Origin of the sequence: Psychrobacillus sp. BM2 (assembly GCF_048572895.1) — a bacterium.
Taxonomy (GTDB): Bacteria; Bacillota; Bacilli; order Bacillales_A; family Planococcaceae; genus Psychrobacillus.
In genome coordinates this window covers 430,022-447,544 of the sequence record NZ_CP183878.1, presented here as the reverse complement: position 1 = coordinate 447,544, position 17,523 = coordinate 430,022, and the positions used below count along the sequence as shown (strand labels likewise).

Sequence of the window (17,523 nt, the reverse complement as noted above, 5' to 3'; positions counted from 1 at the left end):
GTGAAAAGAATCCTCACATTTTTCCTTATTAAGTAAAAACTGTGAATCTAGTAGAAAGTTAATCTGACAAGCGTTTCAAGCATGAAACCCCTATCATGATTATCCTTTGTAAGCATACAATAGGGGCAAAATGATGTCAATTGCTTAGAGTGAAAAACTTAGAAAAGTCAAATTTTCCGACATTTTATCGACAAATCTTATTTTTCTTCTTTTTGAAGGAAGTTTATTAATATCTCAACTATCCTTTGTGAAGCCTTACCATCCCCATAAGGATTACTTGCTTTAGACATTGTCTGATACGCTACTTCATCGGATAACAACTCATTTGTTAGTTGGTATATAGTTTCTTCTTCTGTTCCGGCAAGTTTTAACGTACCAGCTTCAATACCTTCTGGACGTTCCGTAGTATCTCGAAGAACAATAACTGGTTTCCCAAGCGAAGGTGCCTCTTCTTGAACACCACCTGAATCAGTCAATATTATATGAGAACGTGCAGCGAAGTTATGGAAATCTAAAACTTCTAATGGTTCTATTAAATGAATTCGGTCATTATCCCCTAGTATTTCATTGGCAATCTCTCTTACCGCTGGATTCATGTGAACTGGATAAATTACTTGTACATCTTTATGCTCCATAAGCAATCTGTTAATGGCACGGAACATATTACGCATTGGTTCTCCTAAATTCTCTCGTCGATGCGCTGTTAATAATATAATTCTACTTCCCTCAAGTTGCTCTAAGATAGGATGAGTATAATCATCTTTTACAGTCGTTTTCAAAGCATCAATAGCCGTATTCCCAGTAACAAAAATAGTGTCTTGTTGCTTGTTCTCTTCTAATAGATTTTTTTCCGATTTTACCGTCGGAGCAAAATGTATATCTGCCATTACTCCAGTAAGCTGTCGGTTCATTTCTTCCGGAAAAGGTGAAAACTTATTCCATGTGCGTAATCCTGCTTCTACATGACCAATAGCAATTTGGTTATAGAATGCTGCTAGACTCGCCACAAAAGTAGTTGAAGTATCTCCATGAACAAGTACAATGTCCGGTTTAGCTTCTTTCATCACTTTATCTAAACCTTCCAAGGCTCTAGTCGTTATATCTACTAATGTTTGGCGGTCTTTCATCATATTTAAGTCGTAATCTGGTTTTATGTTAAATGTATCCAATACTTGATCAAGCATTTGACGATGTTGAGCAGTCACCGTTACCAGTGATTCAATCTCTTCAGGATGTTTTTGAAGTTCTAAGACTAGTGGGGCCATTTTAATCGCCTCTGGTCTCGTACCAAAAATCGTCATTACTTTATATTTACGCATGAAATACAAACACTCCTTTTATCCCGGTTAAACAGGCTGTAATACCCAAAACTCAATTATAGTGAGGGAAAATCGAGAAAAATAGGTGGCATGAACAGCCTGTAAATCCCCAATTGGTTCGGACCAACAGGATGTTGGTTACTCAGGCATTGCCGCACGACGCGGCGTTATTTGCCTGAGTTCCTTTTTCCATCACCGGGGATGAAGCTTCCCCAATGATGGAAGTTTCACTTTATTTTGTACCAAACAAACGGTCGCCAGCATCCCCTAATCCAGGAACGATATATCCGTGATCATTTAACTTTTCATCAAGAGCAGCGATATAAATATCTACGTCTGGATGCGCTTTTTGAAGAGCTTCTACTCCTTCAGGTGCAGCGATTAAACACATAAATTTGATGCTTGTTGCTCCACGCGTTTTAAGAGAGTTTACTGCTTCGATTGCTGAACCACCTGTAGCTAACATAGGATCTACTAAAATGAAATCACGTTCTGCTACGTCTGCAGGAAGCTTCACATAATATTCCACTGGCTTTAATGTTTGTGGATCACGGTAAAGTCCAATATGTCCTACTTTTGCAGCTGGAATTAACTTAAGAATTCCATCAACCATCCCTATTCCTGCACGTAATATAGGAACTATCCCTATTTTTTTACCTGCAAGTACTTTAGATTTTGTAAGTTGAACTGGAGTTTCTACTTCTGTTTCCTCCAATGGCATTTCGCGCGTAATCTCAAACGCCATGAGTGTAGCAACTTCATCCACTAATTCACGAAATTCTTTTGTGCCTGTTTTTACATCGCGAATATATGTAAGTTTGTGTTGAATAAGGGGGTGGTCGAATACAAATACTTTTGGCATACTAGCAGATCTCCTCTTGTGTTTTATTTTAAATTCTATTAATTATACCAAAAAACGCAGGATACAAACAGTAATCCTACGTTTTTAATATTGCGTCTATTCGAAACAGATTATTCGGATGAAAATTAATATTTTTTCACTTAATCGGGTGATTTCTTTCCACATTCTAGTGATTCTTCTGTTCATTCTTGCGATTCTCGTAAACATTGACGTGTTTCTCTTTTAAAACTGTCGGATGAATCGATAAAGAAAGAGCCAGCTACTCTTAGTGAAGTAGCTGGCTTTCGAATATCTTATTTTATTCGTATAATGGGAAGTTGCTTGTTAATGTTGCAACTCTTTCTTTTGCTTCTTTTAATACTTCTGCATCCTCGTTATTTTTTAATAGCTTAGCAATGATAGATGCAATTTCTTTCATTTCTGCTTCTTTAAATCCGCGAGATGTAACAGCTGGTGTACCAATGCGGACACCAGAAGTGATAAATGGGCTTGCCGTATCGAATGGAATTGTGTTTTTATTGACTGTAATTCCAACTTCGTCAAGTACATGCTCCGCAACTTTACCAGTTAGACCAAGTGCAGATACGTCTAATAGCATGACGTGGTTATCTGAACCGCCTGAAACAATACGGATTCCTTCTGCTGTTAGACTGTCTGCTAAAGCTTTGGCATTGGCAATTACTTGTGCTTGATACTCTTTAAATTCTGGTTTTTGAGCTTCACCAAATGCTACAGCTTTTGCTGCGATTACGTGCATTAATGGACCACCTTGAATTCCCGGGAAAATTGTTTTATCAATTTTCTTCGCGAACTCTTCTGTTGTTAAGATTAATCCACCACGTGGCCCACGTAATGTTTTATGTGTTGTAGATGTAACGAAATGTGCATGTGGTACTGGGTTAGGGTGAAGACCAGCAGCTACTAAGCCTGCGATATGAGCCATATCTACAAATAGATATGCTCCAACTTCATCTGCGATTTCACGGAATTTAGCGAAGTCAATTGTACGTGAATACGCGCTAGCACCAGCAACGATCATTTTGGGTTTGTGCTCTAATGCGATTCTACGAATTTCTTCATAATCGATTAGTTCCGTTTCTTTGCTAACACCGTACTCGATAAAGTTATATTGAATACCGCTAAAATTAACAGGAGAACCATGTGTTAAATGCCCACCATGGGATAAATTCATCCCTAGGATTGTGTCACCCGGTTGAAGTGCAGTCATGTAAACTGCCATATTCGCCTGAGAACCCGAATGTGGTTGCACATTGGCGTGTTCAGCACCAAAAATTTCTTTCAAACGATCGCGCGCAATATTTTCCACTACATCTACATACTCACAGCCACCATAGTAACGTTTACCAGGATATCCTTCTGCATATTTATTGGTCAGTACAGAGCCTTGCGCTTCCATTACAGCCTCTGATACGAAGTTTTCTGATGCGATTAACTCGATATTCGCTTGTTGACGCTTTTTCTCTGCTAACATTGCCTCATATACTGCTGGATCTTGTGATAAAATTTTCTCCACTATTCGTTCCTCCTCCAAATTCATCCGTAAAATGCACGCTCTCCGCCAATTAGCTTAGGACGTGTTTTCGCGATCGACACGATTGCTTCCCCAATTTTCTTAATGGACAAACGAATTGGTACAGCTACAGGTTGAAGTTGCATACCAATCAAGGTTTGTCCTATATCAATGCCGGCATGTGCACTTACATGCTCGACTACAACAGGGTCATTAAATTGTGTGTAGGCATATGCAGACATTGAGCCACCTGCACGAACTACTGGAATAACTGATACTTCTGGTAATCTATATAATAATTGTGTTTTTCTTTCCATTGTAATGGCACGATTAATATGTTCGCAGCCTTGAAAAACTAGATGGATATTGTTTCGTTTTGCAAATTTTTGTAAAGGGGTGAATAAAGCCTCAGCAACTTCTAAGCCGCCTGCAGTTCCAATTTTTTCACCGATAATTTCTGAGGTCGAACAGCCAACGACGAATAAATCATCTTCATGAAATACTATTTGCTGCTCTATCTCTAAAAGAAGCTGTTCGATTTGTTCAATCCACAAATTTTTCGCTTCCATAGGAAATCCCTTCCTTATGCGTTTTCTATTTCTGAAATTTTTTCTACTCTACGTGAATGACGCCCACCTTCAAAGTCCTGTGCAAGCCAAGTAGAAACTATTTCTCTTGCAAGCCCTGCTCCAATAACACGTTCACCCATTGCAATAATGTTGGAATCATTGTGACTTCTAGTAGCCTTCGCAGAAAACACATCATGAACTAATGCACATCGGATACCTTTCACTTTGTTTGCTGCTATGCACATACCGATACCAGTACCACAGATTAAAATACCACGATCGAAATTACCATTTGCCACACCCTCTGCTACAGGCATCGCAAAGTCTGGATAGTCAACAGAATCGTTACTTTTTGGTCCAAAATCTTCATAAGATAATCCTAATTCTTCAAGAAGCTGTATAATTTCCTGACGAAGATTATTTCCGCCATGATCGGAAGAAATTGCAATTTTCAACTCGTTCCCTCTTTTCTGTTTTTACTCCATATCATCATATCATTTTTCTGTATAAAAAAACACAACTCACGCAAAGTGAGTTGCATTATTTTTATACGATTTGACGAATTTCTGAAAAATACAGAAGAAACCCCCTTATTTCCATTAACTTTATATCAAAATACGAACATTTAACGAATATTAATCAATAATAATCGTTTTTCTATTTCTCTATTAAACTTATAGAGAGAATTAGTTAGTTTTCCGGTCAAATTGAGAAATTACTTTAAATAACTCTTCTGATTGTTGCTTTAATCCGTATGATACGGATTCAATTTGCTCGATGGAACGAGCTTGTTCATCCGTTGCGCTACGAACCTCTTCTGCTCCTGCAGATGTTTCTTCTGCAATGGCCGCAACTTCCTGTGACTGACGCGCCGTGCTTTCTATATTTGTTAATTGTTTTTCCACTAGTGAAGAAATTTCAACTACTGATTCCGCCATCTCATGAATTTTTGCAGACATCCCTTCAATTGCTTCATTAGTTTCGGAAACCCGTTTAGCTTCCCCTACTGCAAAGCTTACTTGATCCGTCATCTGACGGACAACTGTTTGTACATCCGTTTGTATAGCTAAAATCAGTTCAGAAATACCTTGTACGGCTTTAGCACTTTCATCTGCTAGTTTGCGAACTTCTTCAGCTACAACCGCAAACCCTTTACCATGTTCCCCAGCACGCGCTGCTTCAATAGATGCATTTAATGCAAGCAAATTCGTTTGTGCTGCAATATCACCAACCAATTGAATAATACTTTCTACTTTTCCTGCATTCTCTTCTAATTGATGAACATTCCCTAGGGCAGCTTCACTACCAGAAGCAATTTTTTGAATCCCATTCACTAGCGATTGAATAACCTCTGTAGTTTGGGACAAACCTGTTATCATTTCATTGGATTGTTCAGAAGATTTTTCCGCACGAAGATTTACTTCTGAAGCTAAAACTCTTACGTCTTCTACCGATTCAGCTGTTTCTTGAACCGCTACGGCAGAGTGCTCAGCGCCTTCTGAAATTTGAGCTATCGTACTAGCAATTGCTTCCGCCTGTTCTGAAGCAATAGACGATTCTATGGAAAGCTGTTGTACTGTTTTATTTGTTTTTTCAAAATTATCTTCAATACTTTGTACCATTTCTCTTAAATTTACTAGCATTGCCTGAAATGCAATAGCCACTGACTGTATCTCATCTTTCGATTTTGGCACCTCTACATCAACACCAATTTTTCCTTCAGACGCCAAAATTGCGACCTTTTCTAAATTGAATAAAGGCTTGATAATAATCCCACTGAAAATATAAGCTAAAGCACCGGACCAGAAAATACCAAGTGCATAGGTTAAAATTTCAAACTTCCAAGAACTTGTTGCTCCATCAAAAATTAGTGGTTGTACGAAGTGAATAAATAGAGCACTTGTTGTATATGTAATCAATGCTAAAATCGTCACAAATAGCACAATCTTTTTTTGAATTCCAAAAAAGTGCTTTTTCTTTTTTTGGTTCATCCCATTTCCCCCTGTAGTTTTTTCACTAGTGCATCTGTTAATACTTGAAGTTCTCGAAAGGTATTTTCATATGTAAACAAATCTCCCCCGTATGGATCTGATACATCCTTGATATCTTCAGGGGTTACAAACTCTTTGTACATATACACCTTTGAGATAGCATGAGGGAACCCTAAAATAATTGCGTGTTTGTGAGAGGCCGTCATTGTAAGGATAAGATCAGCCCAGTCTATTAATGTCTCATCTACAGAAGAAGTAATATGCGTAAATGGAATCATTTTTTGCTCTAATACCAATTGTCCATTTCGTGATATTCGCCCACCGTCCATTGCGTAGATGCCTGCAGAGCGAACCTCCAGACCAACAATATTCCTAGACTTTAATAGTGCCTCTGCAATCGGACTCCGACATGTGTTACCTGTACAAACAAACAGAATATTCATAGATCTATTTCCTCATCTCTAGTATATATTAATTAGTCCTATAAATGCTTTATAAATTGTTAAATATTTCGTAACGTGAGAATACCTAGTAACAAAATTAGCACCCCTGCTAACCTTAAAATAAGTGCTCGGTTCATAAAAGTATATTTAAATATAACCTTTTGTGCTATAAAAACAGCCACATAGGAAAAGAATCCAGCGCTTAATATAAACGCAAACTTTTCTAGTTTAAGCATACCAAACGAAACACTTACTGAAAAGGTATCTAGACTTGCAAATACCGCAAGTAAATAAGGTGACAGAAGTGGTACCTGTTTTGGAGACTGAGCTAAAATCATTTGTAAACCCACTAGCGACAAAAGGATACCCGATAAATAAGGACTTGCATACGCCAAATAGTTTTGTACAACTACACCTGCATAATAACCGATTAACGGAAAAAGCATATGTAAAGATGCCACCCATGCAGCCAGTGTAAAAATTTGCTTTCGATATACGACCAATGAAAATAAAATAAGTACATCTACAGACATCAAGGCGCCTGCTAAGATTTCACGCCACAAAAAAATCTCCCCCGTCTATTTGCATACTTAAATGTATGCAAATAGACGAGCGAGAATACAATATTAGCTATGAAACCATTTACCATTTGCCGCTTTTTCCAGACGATTCATAATGGCCGTTCCAACGCCTTTCTTAGAGAGAACTGGCGCGAGAATAATATCGACGTCTGTTTCATCACAAGCTCTTAATGCCTGATAAAGTAAATGCGCTGCATCATTCAGCTGATCTTTTTTACCTAACGAAAAGAAATAGTCTACTTTTACCTCATTAAATGATTCACTTGCTATGACCGCTACTTTTTTCTGTTCATTATGTATTTTTTCTACTGCTTCTTGAACTTTCTCTATGGAATCTTCTATTAAATAGACTGGTGAATCAGGTGCGTAATGTGCATATTTCATACCTGGAGCCCTTGGTGCTTCGTCATGATCGGTTGGTTTTGCTTCACCTACAGGACCAATCACTTTTTCTAACATTTCTTTTGTGACTCCACCCGGTCGAAGAATAGTTGGTATTTCACTCGCAAAATCTAACACAGTAGATTCCAATCCAATGCCTGTTGTTCCACCATCTAAAATAAGGGGAATTTTCCCTTCTAAATCATGATATACATGTGCGGCCATTGTAGGACTGGGCTTTCCGCTTTTATTTGCACTAGGAGCAGCAACTGGTTGTTTTAGTTGTTTTAATAGTTCAAGGGCTACCTTATGCTCTGGCATTCTAACCCCTACTGATTGTAGTCCCGCCGTCACATTTTCAGCTAAACTATCTGTTTTTAATGGCAAGATAAGTGTTAATGGGCCAGGCCAAAACATATCCATGCACACTTCCGCAAGCTTTGGTATATCTCGAGTAAATGCCTTTATTTCTTCTTTGGAGCCAATGTGGACAATAAGTGGATTATCCTGTGGTCTGCCTTTTGCTTCGAATATTTTAGCTACAGCTTCTTCACTTGTAGCAATCGCACCTAATCCATATACTGTTTCTGTTGGAAAAGCTACTACTTCTCCTTTTATTAATAAATCCACAGCCTGTGCATATCTAGACTGATTTGATGATAAATTATCCACAATCATGATTGTAGTTTTCATACTAGTTTTTCTCCTTCCCTAAGGACTTGTCCACAAATTGTTGGTAACTTTCAGAAAATTGTTAATAACTATGTGGAAAACTTCTTTTTCAACCATTCCCAAACCCAGAATTTAGGCTTTTCTTCCTTTACTTCTTCTTTATAGCATACCTTCGGAAATAGTGCGCACCACCAGTTATCCCCTCTGGCGCTACCAATTGATATAACAATCGATTCTGTCATCACTTGCGAAGAGATTCCATCGTTCCAAACTTTCGGTGGAAAAATTGCCTGCCCTTTAGTAACATTAATATTAGTGTCTAGTGAGCTGGATAGCTTCTCAATGGCCTGTACTAACTCGTTATACGTTTTTTGTGGATTACTTTCATAGTTTTGTAAGATTGGTTCTATATGGTGCTTCACGTCATTTTTTACTTGTTGATCTTCTATTGTATTACTATTTGCTATTAGTCGGAAACGAATACCCTCCGCTTCTTCTCCCTGTTGAAACAGTAAAAATAAACAAAATTGAATTAGTAATAGCATCCACACAAAGAAAATCACTGCGTCTATTTGTTTCCCTATACTCGGTGCTTTCTTAATCTCGTAATCTGGTAACATATAACATTCCTCCCTTAGGAACATTGTTACCAGTAGATTCATATTTTATTCAGTGATTGTACAAAAAACAAAACGATTTTTTTGGTTGATATCCTGAACAACTTCAACAAGTGCCCGTGGAAAGGCATTTTGAAGCATTTTTTGTACGGCTGGACCTTGCGTATAACCTATTTCAAAACCTATAAAGCTTGGAGTATTCATCATACTTGGAAGTTGAGCAGCCATTTTTCTATATAGCTGTAAGCCTTCCTCTTCTGCAAATAATGCAAGATGTGGTTCATAATCTATCACTGTGTCCGACAAACTTTCTGCTTCATGTGATCCGATATAAGGAGGATTCGATAAGATAATATCCCATTTTTGATCGGCAATTGGCTCTAGTAAATCTCCTTGCTTAAATTCTACTTTCGCCTTTAAGTGTTCAGCATTCTTTTTAGCAACGCCCAAAGCTTCTGGGGATATGTCTGTAGCAGTCACCGTTGAATTCGGAATTTCATTGTTCAACGTCAAAGCTATAGCACCACTACCTGTTCCGATATCGGCAATTTTTATTGATTTATTTGCCTCAAAAAGCTTTGCGGCTCTTTTTTTGACCTCTTCAATCAATTCTTCTGTTTCAGGTCTTGGGATTAGGACATTTTCATTCACTAAAAAATCACGACCGTAAAAGCTTTCTTGTCCAATAATATATTGGAAAGGGCGACCGGTTGCGTGTTCTTCTACATAAGTCCAAAAGATTTGATATGCTTCTGAAGTGATTTCATCGTATATAGTAATCATTAACTCGGAGTAATTTTTCTGTAAGACATGCTGCAATAAGTAGCGGGCAACTTCTTTTTCACGATTATTTTCTTCTAAAAAAGAAGAAGCCCGTTTTAGGGCCTCAAAATTTGTTTTACACATTGGTATCGTTCATTCTCTCTAATTTTTCTGCTTGATCTTCCATTATTAATGCATCGATCACTTCATCCATTTTACCTTCTAGGACTTGATCGAGTTTTTGCAACGTCAATCCAATTCGGTGATCCGTCACACGATTTTGTGGATAATTATACGTACGAATACGTTCTGAACGGTCACCAGTTCCTACTGCTGATTTACGAACTGCATCATATTCTGCTTGTGCTTCTTGACGGAATTTATCCGCTACGCGGGCACGAAGAATTTTCATCGCTTTTTCTCTGTTTTTGATCTGCGATTTTTCATCTTGCATGGAAACGGTAATTCCTGTAGGTAAATGTGTCATACGAACCGCAGACATCGTTGTATTTACCGATTGTCCTCCAGCACCAGATGATGCAAATGTATCGACGCGAACTTCCTTCTCATGAATCTCCACATCTACCTCCTCTGCTTCCGGAAGTACGGCAACAGTTGCAGTAGAAGTATGAATGCGCCCGCCAGATTCTGTTTCTGGAACACGTTGCACTCGGTGGGCACCGTTCTCATATTTCATTTTGGAAAACGCATTTTTTCCGTTAATCATAAAAATGATTTCCTTGAAACCGCCAAGACCAGTTGGATTTGATTCCATAATATCAATTTTCCAGCCTTGAGTTTCTGCATATCTGCTGTACATACGGAACAAATTCCCTGCAAATAACGCAGCTTCGTCTCCGCCAGCAGCCCCACGAATTTCCATAATAACGTTTTTATCATCATTTGGATCCTTCGGAATCAACAACAACCTTAGTCGTTCTTCCAAAACTTCGATTTGTCCTTCTAATTCATTTACTTCTTCTTTTACCATATCTCGCATATCCGCGTCTAGCTTTTCCTCGAGCATTTGCTTAGAGTCTTTATATTGGCTTTTAACTTCCTTGTATTCACGGTACGCATCAACAGTTGCTTGCAAATCCGATTGTTCTTTTGAATATTCTCTTAGCTTATTTAGATCATTGACCACTTCTGGGTCACTAAGCAATTCATTTAAATTATTGTAACGATCTTCTACCGATTGTAATCGATCAAACATCGAGCTCACCTCGTTCGTTTAAGTCTATATCATTCCTATTATAAAGAAAAAGTAACATTCTCGCTACTTTTTCTGTAAAAAGTGTCTGGATGGCTTCCTATTCTTAAGAAAAATCGAATAAAAAGACGCCTGGTCCTTTAAGGTAAAATCTGTTTCAAGTGTTTCCGAAGTGCTTTGGACAGACTTGTCGCTAAAATTATTACCGTGTGAATTTTTAGAGATACTGGTTAGTTTTGACGTCCGTCACAACTAACCAGCATCTCTTTTTTCGTTAATCTTATGGCGTTTGTCTGCCCGTTGCCCTTCTACAACTTCTTGGAACAAGTAAGTACGTTTTTGGATAACTAGAGAAAAAATACTATCCTTTTCATAGAATAAGCTCACGAAGATGCAATTTCGTTCGCTATTTCGCTACTTTATTTAGTAAGCACTTACTATTTTTCTTATTCCACTAGTATAAAAGTGAATCTACTTTCTTCATCCTTCATTACAAAATAGTATACCTAATCGTACAATCCCTTCTATCACTAAAAAAAATTTGACCAATCTTATCATCTAATCGATAGCTTATGCTAGATTTTAGAGTGAAGTACTACGCATTATATTGATTGAAGTGGAATGTGGAGACTCCAGTGGGATGAGTGAGACAGATGAGATATCACATCTACGCGTTAGCGGCGGTGATAGATCATCGCCCCCCCCCACGGAAAGCGTCCGCCTGAAACGGAAATCAGTAGTGGAAGTTCATTTAGAATTAATACATTCTTTTAAAAATCCACTTCATAGAATTAAATGAAGTGGATTTTTAATATCTTATAGCGGTGGGTTGGCGTGGCATTTTCTGCATACTGGGTAGTAGGAGTCGTTGCCGCCTATTTGGATTTGTTCGCCAGTGTAGACAGGTTTTCCTTGGTCGTCTACACGTAGGTTCATAATTGCTTTTTTGTGACAGAACCAGCAGATGGTCTTCATTTCTTCAATTTTGTCAGCGTAAATAAGCATGTAACGGCTACCTTCGAAAAGTTCGTTTTGGAAATCATTTTTCAGTCCGAAGCCCATTACTGGAATATCTAATTCGTCGACTATTTTCGTTAGTTGTAGAACATGTTCCTTTGTTAAAAACTGTACTTCATCGATTAAAACACAGTATGGCTTTGGGGATTCTGCCTGAACTAATTCAAATAGATCAGTTTCATCGTAGATAGCTGTAGCTTTTCTTTTCAATCCAATCCTACTAGAAATATGACCAACTTCTTCTCGTGTATCTATTCCCGGGGTGAATATTAGAACAGGTTTATTTTGTTCTTCGTAATTATGAGCAACCTTTAAGATCTCGATTGATTTTCCACTATTCATTGCTCCGTGTTTATAAAATAATTGCGCCATGGTTTGTCTCCTTGTGTGCTATGTATTTCTTCTATCTATTTATATCATAAGCGAACTATTATCGAAACTTATATCTACCTTAAAAACAAAAGTACCTGCAAAGCATGATGCTCTACAGGTACTCCAGTATTAGTCTTCTTTAATTTCTTCTTTAATGCCGTATTTTTTGTTGAAGCGATCCACACGGCCATCAGCTGCTGCGAATTTTTGACGCCCAGTGTAAAATGGGTGACATTCGTTACAGAACTCGACTTTAATGTCGTTTTTTACAGAACCAGTTGTGAATGTGTTACCACATGAACATGATACTGTTGCTTCTTTGTAATCGGGATGAATTCCTGCTTTCATCTCTATCTCTCCTCTCGCCCTGAACCATCTGGAACAGAGTTGGTTATGATACTGATACCTTACACGATCCGATTGATGTCAATCGCATATGTAGCAGAAAAGTGTAATCTGATGTTACGTTAAATATAATACCATCTTTAGAAGTCTAATGCAAATGTTAAGTTTATAACGATACTTTGCCGCTTCGATGTGCTTTCATTTCTACAGATAGTTGCTCAAAAAATCCTTCGTTTGTTTTTGTTTGGCGAAGTTTTCTTAAGAAGCGTTCTGCGAAATCAGATGAATCCGAGAATGTCTTACGAATTGCCCAAAGTTTATCCAGTTGTTCTTTCGGAATAAGCAACTCTTCTTTTCTTGTTCCGGAACGACGAATATCAATTGCTGGGAAAATACGACGTTCTGCAAGACTTCTGTCTAAATGAAGCTCTAAGTTACCAGTTCCTTTAAATTCCTCATAAATAACTTCGTCCATACGAGATCCAGTATCGACAAGGGCAGTAGCAAGAATTGTTAAGCTTCCACCTTCTTCGATATTACGCGCGGCTCCGAAAAATCGTTTTGGACGATGGAATGCTGCTGGATCAATACCACCAGAAAGTGTACGACCACTTGGTGGGATAACCAAGTTGTAAGCACGAGCTAAACGTGTAATGGAGTCCATCAAAATGATCACGTCGCGTTTATGTTCAACTAAGCGCATTGCTCTTTCTAGTACGAGCTCTGCCACTTTTACATGGTTTTCTGGGACCTCATCAAATGTAGAGCTTACTACATCCGCTTTAACGGAACGCTCAATATCAGTTACTTCTTCTGGACGCTCATCTATTAATAAAACAATAAGTTCCGCATTTGGATGATTCGTTGTTATTGCATTGGCAATTTCTTTAATAAGTAATGTTTTACCAGCTTTCGGTGGTGCTACAATCAATCCACGTTGACCATAACCAACAGGTGCTACTAGGTCCATGATACGAGTTGATAGTTTATCAGGTTCCGTTTCCAATTTGATATGACGATCAGGATATAAAGCTGTTAATCCCGGAAAATGAACTCTTTCTTTCGCTACTTCCGGGTCTTCCCCGTTGACCAATTCAACATGTAACAGTCCATAATATCGTTCACTTTCTTTTGGTGGTCGCACTTTTCCTGTTACTTTGTCTCCGTTTCGAAGGTCAAACCTTCTAATTTGAGAAGCGGAGATATAGATATCCTCTGAGCTAGGTGAGTAGTTAATCGGTCGTAAGAAACCGAAACCTTCTTGTTGAATAATTTCAAGTACGCCTTCCATGAAGAAAAATCCTTCTTGTTCTGCACGAGATTTTAAGATTGCAAAAATAAGTTCTTTTTTTGAAAGTTTACTATATGCGGCTACTTTAAATTTTCGCGCAAGGGTATATAGTTCTTTTAGAGTCATGTTTTCTAACTCATTAATTGTTGTTTGTGTCATATGGGAATGCACCACTCTTTATTATATTTTATTGTTTTACTAATTTGAAATGTTGAAGAAAGAAGTTTTATAAGAGGTTACCCGACGACGCGGGATTGGTCGCCGGGTAAAACATAAGGAAAGTTTCTTACTTTTATAGAACTAAATTTGGTTTTTTATTTAAGCTGTGACGACCCTCAACAAAGCGAACTGTACCTGATTTAGCACGCATAACGATGGAATGCGTTGAACTGAAGGCACCTTTAAATTGTACTCCACGAAGAAGTTCACCGTCTGTAACACCTGTTGCTGCAAAAATGGCGTCATCGCCTTTAACTAAGTCTTCCATACGTAAAACTTTGTTCACATCTAGACCCATCTTGATGCAACGTGCAAGCTCTGCTTCGTCTTGAGGTACTAATTTCCCTTGGATTTCCCCACCTAAACATTTTAATCCAACAGCAGAGATAACTCCCTCTGGAGCACCACCCATACCGAATAAAATATCTACACCAGTATCATCAAATGCTGTATTAATAGCTCCGGCAACATCACCATCTGTGATTAGCTTTATACGTGCTCCAGCTGCTCTAATTTCATCAATGATTTTTTGGTGGCGAGGGCGACCTAAAATAGTAGCCACAACATCTTCTATGTTTTTATTTTTTGCACGAGCAACTGCTTTTAGATTATCTAAAACAGATGCATTAATATCCACTTGGCCTACAGATTCAGGACCTACAGCAAGTTTTTCCATATACATATCTGGAGCATGAAGTAAGTTTCCACGATCGGCAACTGCAAGTACCGCAAGTGCATTCCAACCACCTGAGGCTACGATATTTGTACCTTCTAAAGGATCAACTGCGATGTCTACATGAGGACCATCCGTGCCAAGACCAAGTTTTTCACCGATATATAACATCGGCGCTTCGTCCATCTCTCCTTCTCCGATTACAACGACGCCTTCCATTGGAATCGTGTCAAAAACTGTACGCATAGCAGTTGTTGCTGCATCATCCGCTTCGATTTTTAAACCCCGACCCATCCAACGTGCAGATGCGATTGCTGCTGCTTCTGTTACTCGAACCAATTCCATTGATAAACTACGTTCCATTATAATATAAGCCTCCAGTTTTGCATTATCCAAATTCCGAACTGTATTTCTTCCTGTCTCATTGTAGCATATTTGTCAAATTCAATATTAAGAAAAGCGTAAGCGCCTATGTTTTGGAAGTCAGTCTAAGTTCACGACAACACGATCGTAACGACTGACTGACCCGCATCGTGCGGCCCCGCAGGTCTGAAGCGACTCGAGGGGCTAGACGCTGGAGCTGGACAGATAATGATATATTTCTCTATTTTTAATATAAAACCATCAATAGAAGAATATTAATCGTTATTTATTTCCACTTCTTTTATTTCTACCCGTCTAATATCCGCACCCAGTCCTTGAAGTTTATCGACTAAAGAGCTATATCCACGTTCGATATGGAAAATATCTTGGATTTCCGTTTCTCCATCGGCAATTAAACCTGCAATGACAAGCGCTGCACCTGCACGAAGATCACTAGCACGTACTGTAGCGGCTTCTAAGTTCACTGGGCCTGTAATGATTGCCGTTCTTCCATCCACACGACCATTTGCATTCATCCGACGCAGCTCATCGATTTGTTTGAACCGAGCAGAGTAAATAGTATCCGTAATAACAGAAGTGCCTATTGCCTGGGTCATCAATACAGAAAAGGGCTGTTGTAAATCAGTTGGGAAACCTGGATATACCAATGTTTTTACATCAACTGGTAATATTTCTTCCACTTTCGGAATGACAATCTTTTCTTCATATTCTTCCACTTTCACACCCATTTCACGTAGTTTAGCAGTTAATGCCTCTACGTGAAAAGGAATCACATTGTCAATTGTCACACCATCTCCAGCGACTGCTGCCATAATCATGAATGTACCAGCTTCAATACGATCTGGAATAATCGTATGCTTTGTACCATGTAATTCCTCTACACCGTCTATTCGAATGACATTTGTTCCAGCACCTTTGATGTTCGCACCCATATTAGATAGTAAAGTTGCTACGTCAATGATTTCAGGTTCTTTTGCTGCATTTTCAATAATCGTACGACCTTTTGCTTTCACGGCTGCCAACATAATGTTAATGGTAGCACCTACACTTACAACATCTAAATAAATTTTAGCACCGACTAAATTTTGTGCACGCAAATAAATAGCACCATGCTCATTCGACACAGATGCACCTAATGCCTCGAAACCTTTAATATGCTGATCGATAGGTCTTGGGCCTAAGTGACATCCGCCAGGTAAACCTATTGCCGCTTTGTTGAATCGTCCAAGCAGGGCACCCATTAAATAATAAGACGCACGTAGTTTCTTGATGTTGCCATTTGGAAGAGGCATATCCACAACATTTGTCGGATCAATCGTCATTGTTCCGTTTTCAAATGTTACTTTAGCTCCAACTTCTTCTAGGATTTCTTTCAACGTCCAAACGTCTAAAATTTCTGGTAAACCTTCAATAGTTACAGGGGAATTTGCCAATAAAGAAGCAGGAATAAGTGCAACTGCACTATTTTTTGCCCCGCTCACTTTAATGGTTCCTTGAAGGCGTTGTCCCCCTTTTATTTTATAAACTTCCATACAGTTCTCCTTCGTCTTGTTACTCGCTTTTACGATTGTTCCAATCCGCTAGAAATCCTTCAATTCCCTTGTCTGTTAAAGGATGATTAAATAATTGTTTTAGTACTTTAATAGGTGTTGTGGAAATATGTGCACCATTTAACGCTGCATCCGTAATATGTTGTGGATGTCTAATCGATGCTGCAATAATTTCAGTATCAATATTATGAATATCAAAGATTTGTGCAATCTTTGCGATCAATTCCATTCCATCATGACCGATATCATCTAAACGACCTAAAAATGGCGATACGTAAGTTGCCCCAGCACGAGCTGCTAGCAATGCTTGGTTAGCACTGAAAATAAGCGTTACATTCGTTTTAATACCTTCTGAACGGAATACAGAACAAGCTTTAAGACCTTCTGGAGTCATTGGTAGTTTTACTGTAATGTTCGGTGCAATGGCAGCAAGTTCTCTACCTTCTTTAATCATACCTTCAGCGTCGAGTGCAATTACTTCCGCACTTACCGAACCGTCTACTAATGCTGTAATTTCACGTAGGCGATCGTGGAATGAGATATTTTCTTTTGCTACTAGCGATGGATTCGTTGTTACTCCTGATAGAATCCCCCAAGCGTGCGCTTCTTTTATTTCGTCAAAATTGGCAGTATCGATAAAAAATTTCATATGAATAATATCCTCCTCATGATGGAAAAACAGGAGAAGGTTCTTTTGAACACTTCTCCCCATAGCTATTTTTCTTACTTAT

At 38.5% G+C, this 17,523-nt stretch carries 18 protein-coding genes; all 18 read right to left on the bottom strand.

Going from position 1 to position 17,523, the window contains the following annotated elements; genetic code table 11:
- Positions 1-197: 197 nt before the first annotated feature.
- Positions 198-1,319 (bottom strand): non-hydrolyzing UDP-N-acetylglucosamine 2-epimerase, encoded by a 1,122-nt coding sequence (gene wecB, locus ACN6MX_RS02060; protein WP_419961025.1) that lies wholly within the window; start codon positions 1,317-1,319, stop codon positions 198-200.
- A gap of 232 nt (positions 1,320-1,551) precedes the next feature.
- On the bottom strand, positions 1,552-2,181 hold the full coding sequence (upp, locus tag ACN6MX_RS02055) for a uracil phosphoribosyltransferase (RefSeq protein ID WP_419961024.1): 630 nt from the start codon (positions 2,179-2,181) through the stop codon (positions 1,552-1,554).
- A gap of 298 nt (positions 2,182-2,479) precedes the next feature.
- On the bottom strand, positions 2,480-3,739 hold the full coding sequence (glyA, locus tag ACN6MX_RS02050) for a serine hydroxymethyltransferase (RefSeq protein ID WP_419961023.1): 1,260 nt from the start codon (positions 3,737-3,739) through the stop codon (positions 2,480-2,482).
- Positions 3,736-4,281, bottom strand: coding sequence for a TIGR01440 family protein (locus ACN6MX_RS02045; RefSeq protein WP_419961022.1), 546 nt, complete (start codon positions 4,279-4,281; stop codon positions 3,736-3,738). Before ACN6MX_RS02045 ends, glyA begins: the two co-directional genes overlap by 4 nt.
- Before the next feature lie 14 nt (positions 4,282-4,295).
- Complete coding sequence (gene rpiB, locus ACN6MX_RS02040) at positions 4,296-4,736, bottom strand: ribose 5-phosphate isomerase B (RefSeq protein WP_419961021.1); 441 nt, start codon at positions 4,734-4,736, stop codon at positions 4,296-4,298.
- A gap of 231 nt (positions 4,737-4,967) precedes the next feature.
- A complete protein-coding gene (locus ACN6MX_RS02035) occupies positions 4,968-6,272 on the bottom strand; it encodes a methyl-accepting chemotaxis protein (RefSeq protein WP_419961020.1) in 1,305 nt (434 codons plus the stop codon).
- Complete coding sequence (locus tag ACN6MX_RS02030; protein ID WP_419961019.1) at positions 6,269-6,715, bottom strand: low molecular weight protein arginine phosphatase; 447 nt, start codon at positions 6,713-6,715, stop codon at positions 6,269-6,271. The genes ACN6MX_RS02035 and ACN6MX_RS02030 overlap by 4 nt, the downstream gene beginning before the upstream one ends.
- A gap of 59 nt (positions 6,716-6,774) precedes the next feature.
- Positions 6,775-7,278, bottom strand: coding sequence for a manganese efflux pump (locus ACN6MX_RS02025; protein ID WP_419961018.1), 504 nt, complete (start codon positions 7,276-7,278; stop codon positions 6,775-6,777).
- Positions 7,279-7,341: 63 nt separating this feature from the next.
- The gene (locus tag ACN6MX_RS02020) at positions 7,342-8,370 is read right to left on the bottom strand and encodes an L-threonylcarbamoyladenylate synthase (RefSeq protein WP_419961017.1); all 1,029 of its coding nucleotides are present in this window, start codon (positions 8,368-8,370) and stop codon (positions 7,342-7,344) included.
- A 68-nt stretch (positions 8,371-8,438) separates the two neighbouring features.
- Positions 8,439-8,969 (bottom strand): stage II sporulation protein R, encoded by a 531-nt coding sequence (locus tag ACN6MX_RS02015; protein WP_419961016.1) that lies wholly within the window; start codon positions 8,967-8,969, stop codon positions 8,439-8,441.
- 45 nt (positions 8,970-9,014) lie between these two features.
- Complete coding sequence (gene prmC, locus ACN6MX_RS02010) at positions 9,015-9,872, bottom strand: peptide chain release factor N(5)-glutamine methyltransferase (RefSeq protein ID WP_419961015.1); 858 nt, start codon at positions 9,870-9,872, stop codon at positions 9,015-9,017.
- Positions 9,865-10,944: a peptide chain release factor 1 gene (gene prfA, locus ACN6MX_RS02005; RefSeq protein ID WP_419961014.1), complete on the bottom strand. Its 1,080-nt coding sequence runs from the start codon at positions 10,942-10,944 to the stop codon at positions 9,865-9,867. The genes prmC and prfA overlap by 8 nt, the downstream gene beginning before the upstream one ends.
- Before the next feature lie 813 nt (positions 10,945-11,757).
- On the bottom strand, positions 11,758-12,330 hold the full coding sequence (locus tag ACN6MX_RS02000) for a thymidine kinase (protein ID WP_419961013.1): 573 nt from the start codon (positions 12,328-12,330) through the stop codon (positions 11,758-11,760).
- A 129-nt stretch (positions 12,331-12,459) separates the two neighbouring features.
- The gene (gene rpmE, locus ACN6MX_RS01995) at positions 12,460-12,678 is read right to left on the bottom strand and encodes a 50S ribosomal protein L31 (protein WP_419961012.1); all 219 of its coding nucleotides are present in this window, start codon (positions 12,676-12,678) and stop codon (positions 12,460-12,462) included.
- 163 nt (positions 12,679-12,841) lie between these two features.
- Positions 12,842-14,125 (bottom strand): transcription termination factor Rho, encoded by a 1,284-nt coding sequence (rho, locus tag ACN6MX_RS01990; RefSeq protein WP_419961011.1) that lies wholly within the window; start codon positions 14,123-14,125, stop codon positions 12,842-12,844.
- Between the two features lie 133 nt (positions 14,126-14,258).
- Positions 14,259-15,221, bottom strand: a complete 963-nt coding sequence (gene glpX, locus ACN6MX_RS01985) for a class II fructose-bisphosphatase (protein WP_419961010.1) — start codon at positions 15,219-15,221, stop codon at positions 14,259-14,261.
- Between the two features lie 275 nt (positions 15,222-15,496).
- Positions 15,497-16,774 (bottom strand): UDP-N-acetylglucosamine 1-carboxyvinyltransferase, encoded by a 1,278-nt coding sequence (locus ACN6MX_RS01980; protein WP_419961009.1) that lies wholly within the window; start codon positions 16,772-16,774, stop codon positions 15,497-15,499.
- Positions 16,775-16,793: 19 nt separating this feature from the next.
- Positions 16,794-17,441 (bottom strand): fructose-6-phosphate aldolase, encoded by a 648-nt coding sequence (fsa, locus tag ACN6MX_RS01975; RefSeq protein WP_090565661.1) that lies wholly within the window; start codon positions 17,439-17,441, stop codon positions 16,794-16,796.
- Positions 17,442-17,523 lie beyond the last annotated feature (82 nt).